The 15,548-nt window shown below is 69.3% G+C and carries 14 protein-coding genes; 9 read left to right on the top strand and 5 right to left on the bottom strand.

All coding sequences use genetic code 11. From position 1 onward, the window contains the following. Positions 1-40 precede the first annotated feature (40 nt). Complete coding sequence (locus tag AC27LF_RS29160; RefSeq protein WP_479658325.1) at positions 41-529, top strand: MerR family transcriptional regulator; 489 nt, start codon at positions 41-43, stop codon at positions 527-529. A gap of 9 nt (positions 530-538) precedes the next feature. On the opposite strand, the gene AC27LF_RS29155 is transcribed toward AC27LF_RS29160, so the two are convergent. The 3 genes from AC27LF_RS29155 to AC27LF_RS29145 form a co-directional block, all read right to left on the bottom strand. Further along, positions 539-1,390 (bottom strand): DUF4429 domain-containing protein, encoded by an 852-nt coding sequence (locus AC27LF_RS29155; protein WP_479658324.1) that lies wholly within the window; start codon positions 1,388-1,390, stop codon positions 539-541. 66 nt (positions 1,391-1,456) lie between these two features. Further along, the gene (locus AC27LF_RS29150; protein WP_479658323.1) at positions 1,457-2,674 is read right to left on the bottom strand and encodes an alpha/beta hydrolase; all 1,218 of its coding nucleotides are present in this window, start codon (positions 2,672-2,674) and stop codon (positions 1,457-1,459) included. 79 nt (positions 2,675-2,753) lie between these two features. Continuing rightward, positions 2,754-3,380 (bottom strand): TetR family transcriptional regulator, encoded by a 627-nt coding sequence (locus AC27LF_RS29145; RefSeq protein ID WP_479658322.1) that lies wholly within the window; start codon positions 3,378-3,380, stop codon positions 2,754-2,756. A 122-nt stretch (positions 3,381-3,502) separates the two neighbouring features. On the opposite strand from AC27LF_RS29145, the gene AC27LF_RS29140 reads away from it, so the two are divergent. Beyond that, positions 3,503-5,131 carry an MFS transporter gene (locus AC27LF_RS29140; protein ID WP_479658321.1) on the top strand — a complete coding sequence of 543 codons (1,629 nt, stop codon included), beginning with the start codon at positions 3,503-3,505 and terminating at the stop codon, positions 5,129-5,131. A gap of 276 nt (positions 5,132-5,407) precedes the next feature. Here the strand turns inward: AC27LF_RS29140 and aceE are convergent, their stop codons facing one another. Beyond that, positions 5,408-8,113 carry a pyruvate dehydrogenase (acetyl-transferring), homodimeric type gene (aceE, locus tag AC27LF_RS29135; RefSeq protein WP_479658320.1) on the bottom strand — a complete coding sequence of 902 codons (2,706 nt, stop codon included), beginning with the start codon at positions 8,111-8,113 and terminating at the stop codon, positions 5,408-5,410. Between the two features lie 489 nt (positions 8,114-8,602). Here aceE and AC27LF_RS29130 point away from each other — a divergent pair, with 489 nt between their 5' ends. From AC27LF_RS29130 to AC27LF_RS29105, 6 genes are all read left to right on the top strand, one after another. Further along, the gene (locus AC27LF_RS29130) at positions 8,603-9,040 is read left to right on the top strand and encodes a DUF3052 domain-containing protein (RefSeq protein ID WP_479658319.1); all 438 of its coding nucleotides are present in this window, start codon (positions 8,603-8,605) and stop codon (positions 9,038-9,040) included. 117 nt (positions 9,041-9,157) lie between these two features. Beyond that, positions 9,158-9,616 (top strand): peroxiredoxin, encoded by a 459-nt coding sequence (locus tag AC27LF_RS29125; protein WP_479658318.1) that lies wholly within the window; start codon positions 9,158-9,160, stop codon positions 9,614-9,616. A gap of 158 nt (positions 9,617-9,774) precedes the next feature. Beyond that, entirely contained in the window at positions 9,775-10,350 is a 576-nt protein-coding gene (locus tag AC27LF_RS29120) for a TerD family protein (protein ID WP_479658317.1), read from the top strand. Between the two features lie 98 nt (positions 10,351-10,448). Further along, the gene (locus AC27LF_RS29115; protein ID WP_479658316.1) at positions 10,449-11,024 is read left to right on the top strand and encodes a TerD family protein; all 576 of its coding nucleotides are present in this window, start codon (positions 10,449-10,451) and stop codon (positions 11,022-11,024) included. A 78-nt stretch (positions 11,025-11,102) separates the two neighbouring features. Further along, complete coding sequence (locus tag AC27LF_RS29110; RefSeq protein ID WP_479658315.1) at positions 11,103-12,248, top strand: DUF475 domain-containing protein; 1,146 nt, start codon at positions 11,103-11,105, stop codon at positions 12,246-12,248. A gap of 90 nt (positions 12,249-12,338) precedes the next feature. Next, positions 12,339-13,079 carry a TerD family protein gene (locus tag AC27LF_RS29105; RefSeq protein ID WP_479658314.1) on the top strand — a complete coding sequence of 247 codons (741 nt, stop codon included), beginning with the start codon at positions 12,339-12,341 and terminating at the stop codon, positions 13,077-13,079. Positions 13,080-13,346: 267 nt separating this feature from the next. Here AC27LF_RS29105 and AC27LF_RS29100 read toward each other — a convergent pair whose 3' ends face one another. Further along, entirely contained in the window at positions 13,347-14,189 is an 843-nt protein-coding gene (locus AC27LF_RS29100; protein ID WP_479658313.1) for a TerD family protein, read from the bottom strand. A 178-nt stretch (positions 14,190-14,367) separates the two neighbouring features. On the opposite strand from AC27LF_RS29100, the gene AC27LF_RS29095 reads away from it, so the two are divergent. Next, the gene (locus AC27LF_RS29095; protein ID WP_479658312.1) at positions 14,368-15,534 is read left to right on the top strand and encodes an HpcH/HpaI aldolase/citrate lyase family protein; all 1,167 of its coding nucleotides are present in this window, start codon (positions 14,368-14,370) and stop codon (positions 15,532-15,534) included. Positions 15,535-15,548 lie beyond the last annotated feature (14 nt).

Here is a 15,548-nt window from a genome sequence, read left to right as displayed (position 1 = left end):
CCTTGCTTGGAGTGCGCTCAAAGGTCATAGCGTGGAACCCATGACGGTGATGCAGACCACGCCCGCGGCCACCGAGCAAGCCCAGACCCCCGCCGACCTCTGCTCCGCCCCACCCCGCCGGCACCCGCGCCCCGACGGCCAGGACCAGTACACGATCAGCGAGGTCGTCGCCTTCACCGGCCTGACCGCCCACACCCTGCGCTGGTACGAACGCATCGGCCTGATGTCCCACATCGACCGCTCGCACACCGGCCAGCGCCGCTACACCAACCGCGACCTGGACTGGCTCGACCTGGTCACCAAGCTGCGGCTGACCGGTATGCCGGTCGCGGACATGGTCCGGTACGCGGAGCTGGTGCGCGAGGGCGACCACACCTTCCTGGAGCGGCACGAACTGCTGGAGTCCACCCGCCGGGACGTGCTGTCCCGGATCGCGGAACTCCAGGACACCCTCGCCGTACTGGACCGGAAGATCAGCTTCTACGCGGACGCCGGGCGCGACTTCGAGCGGGAGCGGGCCGGCCGCTGACCGCGGCGGCTACAGCTCCGCCAGCAGTTCCGCCTTCTTCACGGCGAACTCCTCGTCCGTGACCAGCCCCGCCCGGTGCAGTTCCCCGAGGTGCCGGATCCGCTCGGCGATGTCGGCGGGGTCGCGGCGGCGCGGTGTCGCCGGCACCGCGGCCGCGGGCCCGCGCGCCCGCACCGCGGCCAGCACGGCCGCGGCGAAGGGCAGCGATTCATGGACGGGCCCGTAGCCGAGGCCGAAGACGACCGTCGCCGGGTCCTGGTCGGGCTGGGCGGTCCGGCCGGCGGCGGGGGAGCGGTGCAGCAGCCGCAGATGGCCCTCGAACACCTCGGGGGAGCGCCATTCGACGCCGCCGAGGTCGGCGACCTGGAAGCGCTGGTCGCCGGCCTTCCACTTGGCGGTGGATGCGCCCGTCCAGGACCAGCGGAAGTGCACCGAGGTCCCGTCGAAGGACGCCTTCCCGTCGTACGCCTTGAAGTGCCGGGGCGCCTCGGGCGCGGCCACCAGGTGGCGCTCGACCGGGCCGGACTCGGTGAGCTGTGCGCGCAGTTCGTCGGCGTAGTACTCGGCGAGGGTGGCCCGCTCGGCGGGCAGCACCAGCCGGTAGGGGTCGCTGTGCTCCTTGAGCTGCCCGTCCGCCGCCTCCATCAGCGGATCGGCGCCGGGCCGTGGTTCCGCGCGCAGCACGACCGTGCCGCGCCGTCCGGGGGAGAGCGTCACCCCTTCGAGCGCGGCCAGCGGGACGCGTCGTTCCCCGAGCGCCTGGAACAACTTGGGCGTTCGAATCCCCCGTTCGTAACGGATGAGCACGGAGTCGGACTCGAACTCCCAGGCGGCATGAAATCCGGCCAGCACGTCACCCATGCGGCTCATCGTATGCGGCACAAGCTCCTCCGTCCCTCCCCGAGCAGACCGCACTTCCTGCAAGTTCTACGCGCGTTCGACCGTCGAGCCGTCGGTCAGACCCGTCCGGCACCCCTCGTCGTCGCGGGCGCACGTCACCGAGTGGTACGCGCCCACGCCGACGTCGGCCAGGTTGCGCAGGCTGTCCGTGCCCGGCTCGAAATAGCCGCTGTGCCCCTGGGCGTCCCGAGCCGACAGCACCCGCGCGCCGAACGCGCCGGAGACCGGGTCCGCGCCGTGCCCGAGCCCCCCGACCTCCAGGTAGGGCACGTCCTGGATCCAGTCGGTGGGATCCCGCATCGCCCACACCCGGGCGTCCGTACCGAGGTGCGCGGCCTTCGCGACCCGCATGCCGGGGCTCGCGGCCACCGCCAGGTCGGTCACCCGGCGCGGCATGCCGTGCGCGGCCACCCCGCAGACCACGGAGCCGTAGCTGTGGCAGAACAGCGACAGGGGCGCGGCGCCGGGCAGCGACCGCAGCAGCGCGTTCAGCCGGACGGCGCCGTCCTCGGCGCGCATCGCGGTGGCCGCGTCGACGCCGAGGCCGCTGGGCGAGGTGTAGTCGGCCCAGGCGATCACGGCCGTACGGGTCGTGGGGCTCTGGGTGCGCTCCGCCGAGTACAGCGCCTTGGCCATGCCGACCGGCGCCGAGTACGGGCTGTACGTCTTCTGGAAGGTGAGCAGGTCGGTGTCGACGCCGGGGACGACGACCGAGATCCGCTCCGCCTTGCGCAGGCTGCCGAACACCTCGGCGATCCGGCCCGGGCCCGCGGGGTCGAAGGCCAGGATGTGCCGGCCCTTGGTCAGCAGTGCCTCGAAGCGGTGCATACGACGGCCCGCCTGCTGCTGGCCGGCGGGCGTGAGCCTGTTGTCGTGCATGCGTTTCTTCTCGGCCTCGCGCGCATGGTCGAGGGCGATGCGGTTGGCGCGGTAGCGCAGTTCGACCGGGGCGCCGTTCATGTTGCCGACCGCGAGCGGGTACCGGTGCGCCAGCCGGACGCGCTCCTGCGCGCTGAGCGAGGCGAAGAACCGGCTGAGCACGGCGGGGGCCGCGTGCGGGTCGGGCAGCCGGTGGCCGTGCACGCTGCCGTGCTCCCACGCCGTGAGCGAGGCCGACAGGGCGCTCGCCTCCCGGTGGCTGCGCAGGGCGGTCCAGCCGGTGGTCGCGAGCATCACGAACACGACGGCCAGGGCGAGCAGTGCGCGCCAGACGTTGAGTTGCGGGGAGGTGTCGAAGGAAGTCACTGGGAGGACACACTAGGAGAACGAGAGGGTCTCGCGGTAACCGAGTGACGGGTATCACGTTTCGACGGACGCGGCGGGTTCAGTCCGCTCGCCAGCTCCCGATCAGCTCGGGTCCCACCAGGTCCAGATATGACCTGGTGAGGTCGCGTATCGCCGCGACGCTGACGTCGTCGCCCGCCGACCATGCGCGCCCGGTGACCCTTATCACCGCGCCGAACACGGCCACCAGCAGGCGCGGGCGCGGGTCCGTCTCGACGTCCACCCCCTCGCGCTCGGCGAGCAGCCGGGCCAGCGCGTCCTCCGTCTCCACGGCGCGGCGCAGATGGGCGGCGAGCAGCACGGGCGTCGACTCGATCACCCGGAACATGCGCAGATAGGTCTCGACCGGGACGACGGAGGCGATGGCCTCGTTCACGGTCTCCCAGCCCTCCAGCACGGCCTGGCGCAGCGCCTCAAGCGGGGGCTCGCACGGCGGGCGCTCGCGCACCGCGCGCAGGAAGTGGGCCTCGGCGATCTCCTCGATGGCGAAGGCCGCTTCCTCCTTTCCGGGGAAGTACCGGAAGAATGTGCGCTGCGACACCTCGACGGCGTCGGCGATCTCGTCGACGGTCGTCTGTTCGTACCCCTGGGTGGTGAACAGGTCGAGTGCGGCGTGCAGCAGGGCGTCCCGGGTACGGCGCTTCTTGCGTTCGCGCAGCGTCTCCACGGGCCTCCTCCACCTCTTGGGCGAACCGTTCTCCCAGTTCAGGCTATATGTGAGTGACATGACAGTTACCGACTTGTGAATTGGTTTGTCAATTGTCAGACGCTGTCATTAGCCTCGAAGGTATGACTAGTCAGACCACCATCGACGCGGCGGGGTCGGGGGACAAGGCGGACCGGGTTCCGTCGGACCCGTCGGTCCAGGCCCCGGCCGCGGGCCTGCGCGGCCATCCGTGGCTCACGCTCATCACCGTTGCCGTAGGGGTCATGATGGTGGCCCTCGACGGCACCATCGTGGCCATCGCCAACCCGGCGATCCAGAAGGACCTCGGCGCGACCTTCGCCCAGGTCCAGTGGATCACCAACGGGTACTTCCTCGCACTCGCGGTCTCCCTGATCACCGCGGGCAAGCTCGGTGACCGCTTCGGTCACCGGCAGACCTTCCTGATCGGCGTGGTCGGCTTCGCCGCCGCGTCGGGCGCCATCGGCCTGTCCGACAGCATCGGGCTCGTCGTCACCTTCCGTGTCTTCCAGGGCCTGTTCGGCGCGCTGCTGATGCCGGCCGCGCTCGGCCTGCTGCGGGCCACCTTCCCGGCCGAGAAGCTCAACATGGCGATCGGCATCTGGGGCATGGTCATCGGTGCCTCCACCGCGGGCGGCCCGATCCTCGGCGGCGTCCTGGTCGAGCACGTCAACTGGCAGTCGGTGTTCTTCATCAACGTGCCGGTCGGCGTCATCGCGCTCGTCCTCGGCGTGCTGATCCTCAAGGACCACCGCGCCGAGAACGCGCCGCGCTCCTTCGACATCCCCGGCATCGTCCTGCTGTCCGGCGCGATGTTCTGCCTCGTCTGGGCGCTCATCAAGGCGCCCGAGTGGGGCTGGGGCGACGGCAAGACATGGGCGTTCATCGTCGGGTCGGTGCTGCTCTTCGGGCTCTTCTCCTTCTGGGAGACGAGGGTGAAGGAGCCGCTGATCCCGCTCGGCCTGTTCCGCTCCATCCCGCTGTCGGCGGGCGTGGTGCTGATGGTCCTCATGGCCATCGCCTTCATGGGCGGCCTGTTCTTCGTCACGTTCTACCTGCAGAACGTGCACGGCATGAGCCCGATCGACGCCGGTCTGCACCTGCTCCCGCTCACCGGCATGATGATCGTCGGCTCCCCGCTCGCCGGCGCCATGATCACCAAGCTGGGCCCGCGGATTCCGCTCGCGGGCGGTATGGCCGCCACCGCGATCGCGATGTACGGCATGTCGACGCTGGACACCAACACCGGCAGCGGTGTGATGTCGATCTGGTTCGCCCTGCTGGGCCTCGGCCTCGCGCCCGTCATGGTCGGCGCCACCGAGGTCATCGTCGGCAACGCCCCGATGGAGCTGTCCGGTGTGGCAGGCGGTCTCCAGCAGGCCGCGATGCAGATCGGCGGCAGCCTCGGTACGGCGGTGCTGGGTGCCGTGATGGCGTCCAAGGTCGACAGCGCCCTGCCGGGCAACTGGACGGACGCGGGGCTGCCGAAGCTCTCCTCCGAACAGCTCGCCCAGGCGTCCGAGGCGGTGCAGGTGGGGGTGGCGCCGGTGCCCGAGGGCACGCCCGCGACCATCGTCGGCAAGATCAGCGCGGTCGCGCACGACACGTTCATCTCCGGCATGAGCCTGGCCTGTTTCGTGGCCGCGGGCGTGGCCATCGTCGCCGTCCTGGTCGCACTCCTGACCAAGCGCGGCGAGAACGCGGAGGCGGGCGCGGGCGTCGGCCACATCTGACCTCCGGCGGCCCAGCAGCCAACGGGGGTGCGCCCCGTCAGGGGCGCGGGGAACGGCGCGAGCAACCACAACGCACCTGCACCCGATTGACGGCGGGTCTTTTGGGTGCGGGTGGTTCGTGGCTGGTCGCGCAGTTCCCCGCGCCCCTTTGGGGCGTCCCCCGCACCCGAACGACGGCGGGTGCGCCCCGTTAGGGGCGCGGGGAACGGCGCGAGAAACCACAACGTACCCGCACTGAAGCGACGGCCGAGGCCCTCCGCAGGGGACCGGCGGAGCCTACGGCAAGCGATACCTGTCGATGGCCTGCTTCAGGACCGAGCGGTCGACCTTTCCTTCCCGTCCCAGCTCGGCCAGCACCCCCACCACGATCGACTCCGCGTCGATGTGGAAGAAGCGCCGCGCCGCCTCCCGGGTGTCGGCGAAGCCGAACCCGTCCGCGCCCAGCGACTGATACGTCCCCGGCACCCACCGCGCGATCTGGTCCGGCACCGACCGCATCCAGTCGGACACGGCCACGAACGGCCCCTCCGCCCCGCTGAGCTTCCGCGTGACGTACGGCGTGCGCTGCTCCTCCTCCGGATGGAGCAGGTTGTACTCCTCGCACGCCACGGCCTCCCGCCGCAGTTCGTTCCAGGAGGTCGCCGACCAGACGTCCGCGCGGACGTTCCACTCCTCGCCGAGGATCCGCTGCGCCTCCAGCGCCCACGGCACCGCGACCCCGGACGCCATGATCTGCGCCGGGATCGAGCCCGCGCTGCCCACGCCGATCCGGTGGATGCCCTTCAGGATGCCTTCGACGTCCGCGTCCGCCGGTTCGGCCGGGTGCTGGATGGGCTCGTTGTAGACGGTGAGGTAGTAGAAGACGTCCTCGCCGTGCGGGTGCTCGGTGTCACCGCCGTACATGCGGCGCAGCCCGTCCTGCACGATGTGCGCGATCTCGTACCCGTAGGCGGGGTCGTAGGCCACGCACGCCGGGTTGGTGGAGGCGAGCAGCTGGGACTGGCCGTCCGCGTGCTGCAACCCCTCTCCGGTCAGGGTGGTGCGCCCGGCGGTCGCGCCCAGTACGAAACCGCGCGCCAGTTGGTCGGCCATCTGCCAGAACTGGTCGCCGGTGCGCTGGAAACCGAACATCGAGTAGAAGACGTAGACGGGGATCAGCGGCTCGCCATGGGTCGCGTACGCGGAGCCCGCCGCGATCAGCGAGGCCGTGCAGCCCGCCTCCGAGATGCCGTCGTGCAGCATCTGGCCGGTCGGCGACTCCTTGTAGGCGAGGAGCAGGTCCCGGTCGACCGACTCGTACTGCTGGCCGAGCGGGTTGTAGATCTTCGCGCTCGGGAAGAAGGAGTCCATGCCGAAGGTGCGGTACTCGTCCGGTGCGATCAGCACGAACCGCCGGCCGATCTCCTTGTCCCGCATGAGGTCCTTCAGCAGCCGTACGAACGCCATGGTGGTGGCGACGGACTGCTGACCGGTGCCCTTCTTCACGGTCGCGTACGTCGCGTCGCCCGGCAGTGCGAGCGGCTTCGAGCGCACGACCCGGGTCGGCACATAGCCGCCGAGCCCCTTGCGCCGGTCGTGCATGTACTGCATCTCCTCCGTCTCCCGGCCGGGGTGGTAGTACGGCGGCGGGCCGGACTCCAGCTCCCGGTCGGAGATCGGCAGGTGCAGCCGGTCACGGAAGTGCTTGAGGTCGTCGACCGTCAGCTTCTTCATCTGGTGCGTGGCGTTGCGGCCCTCGAAGTTGGGGCCCAGCGTCCAGCCCTTGATCGTCTTGGCCAGGATCACCGTCGGCTGGCCCTTGTGCGCCTTGGCCGCGGAGAACGCCGCGAAGATCTTCCGGTGGTCGTGACCGCCGCGGCCCAGGTGCAGGATCTGGTCGTCGGTCATGTTCTCGACCATGGCGCGCAGCCGGTGGTCGTCGCCGAAGAAGTGCCGGCGGATATAGGCGCCGGACTCGGTGGCGTACGTCTGGAACTGGCCGTCCGGAGTGATGTTCATCTTGTTGACCAGCACGCCGTCGCGGTCCTGGGCGAGCAGCGGGTCCCAGGTGCGGTCCCAGACCAGCTTGATCACGTTCCAGCCGGCGCCACGGAAGACGGACTCCAGCTCCTGGATGATCTTGCCGTTGCCGCGCACCGGGCCGTCCAGCCGCTGGAGGTTGCAGTTGACGACGAAGGTGAGGTTGTCCAGGCCCTCACGCGCGGCGATGGTCAGCTGGCCCAGCGACTCCGGCTCGTCCATCTCGCCGTCACCGAGGAACGCCCACACGTGCGATGCGGAGGTGTCGGCGATGCCGCGCGCCTCCATGTAGCGGTTCATCCGGGCCTGGAAGATCGCGGCGAGCGGGCCGAGGCCCATGGAGACCGTCGGGAACTCCCAGAAGTCCGGCATGGAGCGGGGGTGCGGATAGCTGGACAGCCCGTTGGGGTACTTCGACTTCTCCTGGCGGAACCCGTCGAGCTGCGCCTCGGTGAGCCGGTCGAGCAGGTACGCGCGCGCGTAGATGCCGGGGGAGGCGTGGCCCTGGAAGAAGACCTGGTCGCCACCCCTGCCGTCGTCCTTGCCGCGGAAGAAGTGGTTGAAGCCCACGTCGTACAGCGAGGCGGAGGAGGCGAAGGTGGCGATGTGGCCGCCGACGCCGATGCCGGGGCGCTGCGCGCGGGAGACCATCACGGCCGCGTTCCAGCGGGTCGCGTTGAGGATCTTGCGTTCGATCTCCTCGTTGCCCGGGAAGAACGGCTCGTCCTTGGTCGCGATGGTGTTGACGTAGTCCGTGCTGCGCATCTCGGGCACGGCGACCCGCTTCTCGCGGGCGCGTTCGATCAGGCGGAGCATCAGGTAGCGCGCCCGCTCCCGGCCGCGCTCGTCGACGGCGGCGTCGAGGGAGTCGAGCCACTCCTGGGTTTCCTCGGGATCGAAGTCAGGAACCTGACTCGGAAGGCCGCCAATGATGATCGGATTGCGATCGGATCCGGAAACCACGCTGTTCCTTACCTGTCGGAGGGCTGATTTACCTGCTTTGCCTGGCTACCTGTCAGATGGGTCGCTTCACCGTCTGTCCTCACGCGGTGTCCCCGCACCGCTCCCCATCGTGTACCTCGGCACGGCGTACGTCACCTCCACCGCGAGGCGAGGGGGAATCCGTCCGGCCCCTCCCGCCTCGTATTCCGGGCGGTCCAGTCGAAACGCAACGATACGCCTCAGGGTGTACGGTGCGTGGCAAAGCTGTTCGATCGCCGTATAGGCGGATGATTCCGAATGGGGCAAACCGGGCACAACGGTGTGGTGTGCGGTCGAGTGCCGCGCGATACGGTGCCAGGAGTTGCGTCGACACGGCCGGGATCGTCACCGTTTCGGCGGTCTGAACGGCCGGGTACTTGCGCGATCCGCCCCGCCCGTGTGGACTACGGCCAATGCTTCGCGCACGCGCGTGGCTGAGTCATTCACCGAAACATGATCAGGAGGCAACCCGTGAGCGCGACCGCGGACCACGCGGAGGAGCGGACGAGCCCTGCCGCAAGGCTGGGGTTCCAGCCCGAGCAGGTGGTCCAGGAGATCGGCTACGACGACGACGTCGACCAGGAGCTCCGCGAGTCCATCGAGGAAGTCATCGGCAGCGACCTGGTGGACGAGGACTACGACGACGTGGCCGACGCCGTGGTGCTGTGGTTCCGCGACGACGACGGCGACCTGACGGATGTGCTGGTGGACGCCACCACCTACATCGAGGAGGGTGGCGCGATCCTGCTTTTCACGCCGAAGACCGGCCGTTCGGGGTACGTGGAGCCGAGTGACATCTCCGAAGCCGCGACGACGGCCGGGCTGTCGGCGTCGAAGAGCGTCAGCGTGGGCAAGGACTGGAGCGGCTCGCGTCTGGTGACGCCGAAGGCCGCCAAGTCCAGGAAGTAGGCCGCCTCATCCCGTACGCGGGACGGGCCGGGCCAGAACCGGCCCGTCCGCCGTACCCCGGTGATCGCTGCGTAGGGTGGTGCCACCCGAACAGCCCCACCGAAGGGACACAGGACGATGGCGATCCAGGTCGGCGACAAGGCGCCCGACTTCGAACTGAAGGACAACCACGGCCGCACCGTGCGGCTCTCGGACTTCCGCGGCGACAAGAACGTGGTGCTCCTCTTCTACCCCTTCGCCTTCACCGGAGTGTGCACGGGCGAGCTGTGCGAACTGCGCGACAACCTGCCCACGTTCGTCAACGACGACACGCAGCTGCTCGCCGTCTCCAACGACTCCATCCACACCCTGCGCGTCTTCGCCGAGCAGGAGGGCCTGGAGTACCCGCTGCTCAGCGACTTCTGGCCGCACGGCGAGACCTCGCGCGCGTACGGCGTCTTCGCCGAGGGCAAGGGCTGCGCTCTGCGCGGCACCTTCATCATCGACAAGGAGGGCGTCGTGCGCTGGACCGTCGTCAACGCCCTGCCGGACGCGCGTGACCTGGACGCGTACGTGCGGGCGCTCGGCGCCCTGTGACGCTGCACGCCCTGTGACGCGGCGCCCCGCCGCCGACACCTTCGATTCTTCGGTTCCAGGGCCTGCGGGGGGCGGGAACCCGTCACTAGGATCGACTCGTTGATCCGGTATCCGACGCACGACGGGGCTCCCCGCCCCCGGACATACATGGAGGACTCGTGGGAGTCAGCCTCAGCAAGGGCGGCAACGTATCACTGACCAAGGAGGCCCCGGGCCTGACCGCTGTCCTCGTCGGTCTGGGCTGGGACGTCCGCACCACCACCGGCACCGACTTCGACCTCGACGCCAGCGCGCTGCTGCTGAACGCGTCGGGCAAGGTCGGCAGCGACCAGAACTTCGTCTTCTTCAACAACCTCAAGAGCCCGGACGGCTCGGTGGAGCACACCGGTGACAACATCACCGGTGAGGGCGAGGGCGACGACGAGATCATCAAGGTCGACCTCGCGTCGGTCCCGGCCGACGTGGACAAGATCGTCTTCCCGGTGTCGATCTACGACGCCGAGAACCGCCAGCAGTCCTTCGGCCAGGTGCGCAACGCGTTCATCCGCGTCGTCAACCAGGCCAACCAGCAGGAGATCGCCCGTTACGACCTCAGTGAGGACGCCTCCACGGAGACCGCCATGGTCTTCGGCGAGCTGTACCGGCACGGCGCGGAGTGGAAGTTCCGCGCCATCGGCCAGGGCTACGCCTCGGGCCTGCGCGGCATCGCGCAGGACTTCGGCGTCAACGTCTGAGAAGTGACCCGTCCCGTCCGGCGCCGCCGCCCCGCCCGGGGGCCGGCGCCGGACGCGCAGGACAACCGAACGGCTCCACCCAGGGGAGGACCAGCAACATGGGCGTCACACTCGCCAAGGGAGGCAACGTCTCCCTCTCCAAGGCCGCACCGAACCTCACCAACGTCATGATCGGACTCGGCTGGGACGCGCGGTCCACCACCGGCGCCGACTTCGACCTGGACGCCAGCGCGCTGCTGTGCCAGGGCGGCCGGGTCCTCGGCGACGAGTGGTTCGTCTTCTACAACCAGCTGAAGAGCCCGGACGGCTCGGTGGAGCACACCGGTGACAATCTCACCGGTGAGGGCGAGGGCGACGACGAGAGCATCCTGGTCGACCTGCCGAAGGTCCCGGCCCACTGCGACAAGATCGTCTTCCCGGTCTCGATCCATATGGCGGACGAGCGCGGCCAGACCTTCGGCCAGGTCTCCAACGCCTTCATCCGCGTCGTCAACCAGGCCGACGGCCAGGAACTCGCCCGGTACGACCTCAGCGAGGACGCCTCCACCGAGACCGCCATGATCTTCGGCGAGCTGTACCGCTACCAGGGCGAGTGGAAGTTCCGTGCAGTGGGGCAGGGGTACGCGTCGGGGCTTCGGGGCATCGCTCTAGACTTCGGAGTCAACGTTTCGTAAAGCCGGGTACGGCGCGGGGGAGACGCCTCGCCCAGACTGCGTCTGGGCGGGAACCCCCAACACACGATGGGGTAGCCAGTGCTTCTCAAAACCTTCGGCTGGTCGTTCGCGGTCACCGCGCTCGGCCTGGTCGCTGCGGTCTTCTACGGGGGGTGGACCGCATTCGGCATCGTGGCGATCCTGTCCATCCTCGAAATCTCGCTGTCGTTCGACAACGCCGTGGTCAACGCCGGCATCCTGAAGAAGATGAACGCCTTCTGGCAGCGGATCTTCCTCACGGTCGGCGTTCTCATCGCGGTGTTCGGCATGCGGCTGGTCTTCCCGGTCGTGATCGTCGCGATCAGCGCGAAGATGGGCCCCATCGAGGCCGTCGACCTCGCGCTCAACAACAAGGACCGCTACCAGGAACTGGTCACCGACGCCCACCCGGCGATCGCCGCCTTCGGTGGCATGTTCCTGCTGATGATCTTCCTCGACTTCCTCTTCGAGGAGCGCGACATCCAGTGGCTGCGCTGGATCGAACGGCCGCTGGCCAAACTCGGCAAGGTCGACATGCTGTCGGTCTGCATCGCGCTGGCCGTCCTGCTCATCACCGCCTTCACCTTCGCCACCCACGCCCACCAGCACGGCGGCGCCCACGTCGACAAGGCCCAGACCGTCCTGATCTCCGGCATCGCCGGCCTGATCACCTATATGGTCGTCGGCGGCCTGTCCGGCTTCTTCGAGGACCGCCTCGAAGAAGAGGAGGAACGCGAACACGAGGAAGAGGAACAGGCCGCGCGCACCGGAAAGAAGCGCTCGGCCGTCGCCCTGGCCGGCAAGGCCGCGTTCTTCATGTTCCTCTACCTGGAGGTCCTGGACGCGTCCTTCTCCTTCGACGGCGTGATCGGCGCGTTCGCCATCACCAACGACATCGTCCTGATGGCCCTCGGCCTGGGCATCGGCGCGATGTACGTCCGGTCCCTGACCGTCTACCTGGTCCGCCAGGGCACCCTCGACGACTACGTCTACCTGGAGCACGGCGCCCACTACGCCATCGGCGCCCTCGCCGTGATCCTCATGGTCACCATCCAGTACCAGATCAACGAGGTCATCACCGGCCTCGTCGGCGTCATCCTGATCGGCGCCTCCTTCTGGTCCTCCGTCCGCCGCAACCGCGCCCTCGCCGCGGCCGAGGGCGGCACCGGCTCGGACGAGAAGACCGAGGTCCCGTCCGGGGTGTGACACCCCGGCCGGTGAGGAACGCTCTGTGCGGGGCGGCCGACGCGCTCGGCCGCCCCGGCACAGGGCCGGGCATCAGTACTGGGGGCGGGAATGGGCTTCTTCGACGGGCTGCTGGGCGGGCGCGCGGCCGACTTCGACTCGGGCAGCGCGGCCACCAATTCCATCCAGCTCACCAAGCGGCACCAGCAGGTGTCCCTGTCCAAACAGGACGCGGCCACCGGGCATCTGCGCGTCAACCTGACCTGGCGGATGCGGACGTCCGACATCATGGGCGGCGTCGAGCGCACCAGCCTGTTCCGGCACCCCTTCAAGGCGCTGAAACCCCCGGAGATCCTGGGCCACGGGCAGAGCATGGTCAACGTCGACCTCGACCTGGGCTGCCTGTACGAGCTGACCGACGGCACGAAGGGGGTCGTACAGCCGCTCGGCGGCTACCTCGGCGACATCAACGCACCGCCGTACGTCAAGATCAGCGGCGACGACCGGTTCGGTTCGGCGTCCGGCGAGACGATGTACGTCAATCTGGACCACCGCGAGAACATAAAGCGGCTGCTGGTGTTCGTGTACATCTACGACCAGACCCCGGCGTTCGACCGCACCCACGCGATCGTCACGCTCTATCCGAGCAACGGGCCGCGGATCGAGATAGGTCTGGACGAGCGGCACCCGCAGGCACGCTCCTGCGCCGTGGTGTTGATCGAGAACATCAAGGGCGAACTGGTCGTCCGCCGCGAGGTCCAGTTCGTCTACGGCTTCCAGGGCGAACTGGACCGCCTGTACGGCTGGGGCCTCCAATGGGGCAGAGGCTACAAATCCCAACCAGGCCACTAGTTAATCCCACCGCCCCGAACTGGTTCCGCCGGGAAGCAGAGGCCCCTCAGGGGCGCGGGGAACTGCGCGACAAGCCACAACGGCGCGGCACCCGCAAACGGTCAACTGAGGCACCCCCGTAGGCGCCCCCTGAGGCGCCACCCACTGGTTCCGCCGGGAAGCAGAGGCCCCCTCAGGGGCGCGGGGAACTGCGCGACCAGCCACAACGGCGCGGCACCCGCCAACGCCCTACCGAGGCACCCCCAATGGGCGCCCCCCGCCAAACAGTCACCGCACGAACTGCGGCCCCTGAGGCGGCAACCGCACATCCGGCGGAGCCACCCGCGGAGCCACAGCCACCGCCGGCGGATAGCCATACGCCGGCTGAGCCGACCCAGGCTGCGGATATCCGTACGCAGGCTGCCCAGCCCCAGGCTGCGGATACCCGTAAGCGGGCTGCGTCGGCACGGCGGACGGCACGGCGGACGGCACGGTGGACGGCTGCTCAGGCGGCAACGGCCGGGACACCTCCGCAGGAGGAGCAGAAGCCGCCGCATCCACCTCCGCCGCCTCCGACTCCGCCGCTTCCGACTCGTCCACCGAGATACCGAAGTCCGTGGCCAGCCCCTTGAGCCCGTTGGAGTACCCCTCGCCCAGGGCGCGGAACTTCCACCCCTCACCACGGCGGTACAGCTCACCGCAGATCAGCGCCGTCTCCGCCCCGGTCTCCGGCTTCACGTCGAAGTACGCCAGCGCCGCACCGTCGGCGACCGTCGCGTCGTACAGCAGGATGCGCAGGGACCGTACGCGGTCGAAGGTGACGCCGTCCGCCGAGGCGACCAGCAGAATTCGGCCCACCCCGGGGTCGACTCCCGAGAGGTCTGTCTGGATCGTGTCGGTGAGGCCCTCGGCGACCCGTTTCTTGCCGAGCCGCCACACCGTACCCGACGGATGCCGGGGCTGGTTGTAGAAGACGAAGTCCTCGTCGGAACGCACACGACCGCCGGGGCCGAGGAGCAGCGCCGAAGCGTCGATGTCGGGGACCCCCTGCCCGGGGGCCCAGCGCAGCACGGCCCGCACGGTCGTGGCCTCCAGCGGGACGTTCGACCCTTTCAGCATCGCGTGCGTCATGCGGTCATCCTGCCCTCTCGGTCCTGGTCACGACAACGCGGGGGGTGCCCGCGGCCGACACGGTCGAGTTACCTGAAATTCATGCCCGGCGGGAACCCAGGGCATGGATCCCTACGTACTATTACCGGCCACCCCAACACGGAACCCACAGGCCCACCTTGCACCACGGGGGAGTTATATGCGTCATTTCGGGCACATCGCCCCTGAGGTGCGGCGGCGCCTCTTCCATCAGGAGCCGTGCGAGTTCACCGCCGACTCCGCGGCCCGGCTGCTCTCCGCGGGCCTGGGCGCCACGCTGTACAGCCCGGCCACCCGGCCGCGGCTGGCCGACGACATCGTCAAACAGGCCGGACTCGGCGTGGTCTCGATGGTGCTGTGCCTGGAGGACTCGATCGACGACGCGGACGTCGTGGCCGGCGAGGAGAACCTGGTCCGGCAGTTCGCCGACCTGGCGTCCCGGCGGGGCGCGCAGCTGCCGCTGCTCTTCATCCGGGTCCGCCACCCCGAACAGATCCCCGACCTGGTACGGCGCCTGGGCCCGAGCATCCGGCTGCTGTCCGGCTTCGTCCTGCCGAAGTTCACCGAGGAACGCGGCATCCCCTTCCTGGAGGCGCTGACCGGCGCCGAGGCGGCCAGCGGCAGGCGGCTGTTCGCCATGCCCGTCCTGGAATCACCCGAACTGCTGTACCGGGAGTCACGGGTGGAGACCCTGGAGGGCATCCTGCGCGCGGTCGACAAGTACCGCGACCGGGTGCTGGCCCTGCGTCTCGGCGTGACCGACTTCTGCTCCTCCTACGGACTGCGCCGGCCGCCCGACATGACGGCCTACGACGTCCAGATCGTCGCCTCCGTGATCGCCGACGTGGTCAACATGCTGGGCCGGGCCGACGGCACCGGCTTCACGGTCACCGGGCCGGTGTGGGAGTACTTCCGGGTCCCGGAGCGCATGTTCAAGCCGATGCTGCGCCGCAGCCCCTTCCTGGAGGGGCAGGCCGTCGAGCTGCGTGAACGGCTCATCGAGCACGCGATGGACGGACTGCTCCGGGAGATCTCCCTGGACCAGGCCAACGGCCTGCTCGGCAAGACCTGCATCCATCCGTCCCATGTGCTGCCCGTGCACGCGCTGTCCGTGGTCAGTCACGAGGAGTTCAGCGACGCCCAGGACATCCTGCGCCCGGACCGGGGCGGCGGGGGCGTCCTGCGGTCGGCGTACACCAACAAGATGAACGAGGTGAAGCCGCACCGCGCCTGGGCCGAGCGGACCCTGCTGCGCGCCGAGATGTTCGGCGTCGCCCACGAGGACGTCGGCTTCGTCGAGTTGCTGGCCGCCGGAATACCGGGCTGAGCGCCCGCGGCACA

The sequence above is a fragment of the Streptomyces diversicolor genome (assembly GCF_057537855.1).
The sequence above is the reverse complement of the archived record's forward strand: the minus strand, read 5'-3'. Positions and strand labels throughout refer to the sequence as shown.

Bases quoted from the DNA above. Each gene is read 5' to 3' on its own strand.
- AC27LF_RS29160 (WP_479658325.1), top strand. From the start codon at position 41: ATGACGGTGATGCAGACCACGCCCGCGGCCACCGAGCAAGCCCAGACC.
- AC27LF_RS29155 (WP_479658324.1), bottom strand. From the start codon at position 1,390: ATGGGTGACGTGCTGGCCGGATTTCATGCCGCCTGGGAGTTCGAGTCC.
- AC27LF_RS29140 (WP_479658321.1), top strand. From the start codon at position 3,503: ATGACTAGTCAGACCACCATCGACGCGGCGGGGTCGGGGGACAAGGCG.
- AC27LF_RS29125 (WP_479658318.1), top strand. From the start codon at position 9,158: ATGGCGATCCAGGTCGGCGACAAGGCGCCCGACTTCGAACTGAAGGAC.
- AC27LF_RS29115 (WP_479658316.1), top strand. From the start codon at position 10,449: ATGGGCGTCACACTCGCCAAGGGAGGCAACGTCTCCCTCTCCAAGGCC.
- AC27LF_RS29105 (WP_479658314.1), top strand. From the start codon at position 12,339: ATGGGCTTCTTCGACGGGCTGCTGGGCGGGCGCGCGGCCGACTTCGAC.
- AC27LF_RS29100 (WP_479658313.1), bottom strand. From the start codon at position 14,189: ATGACGCACGCGATGCTGAAAGGGTCGAACGTCCCGCTGGAGGCCACG.
- AC27LF_RS29095 (WP_479658312.1), top strand. From the start codon at position 14,368: ATGCGTCATTTCGGGCACATCGCCCCTGAGGTGCGGCGGCGCCTCTTC.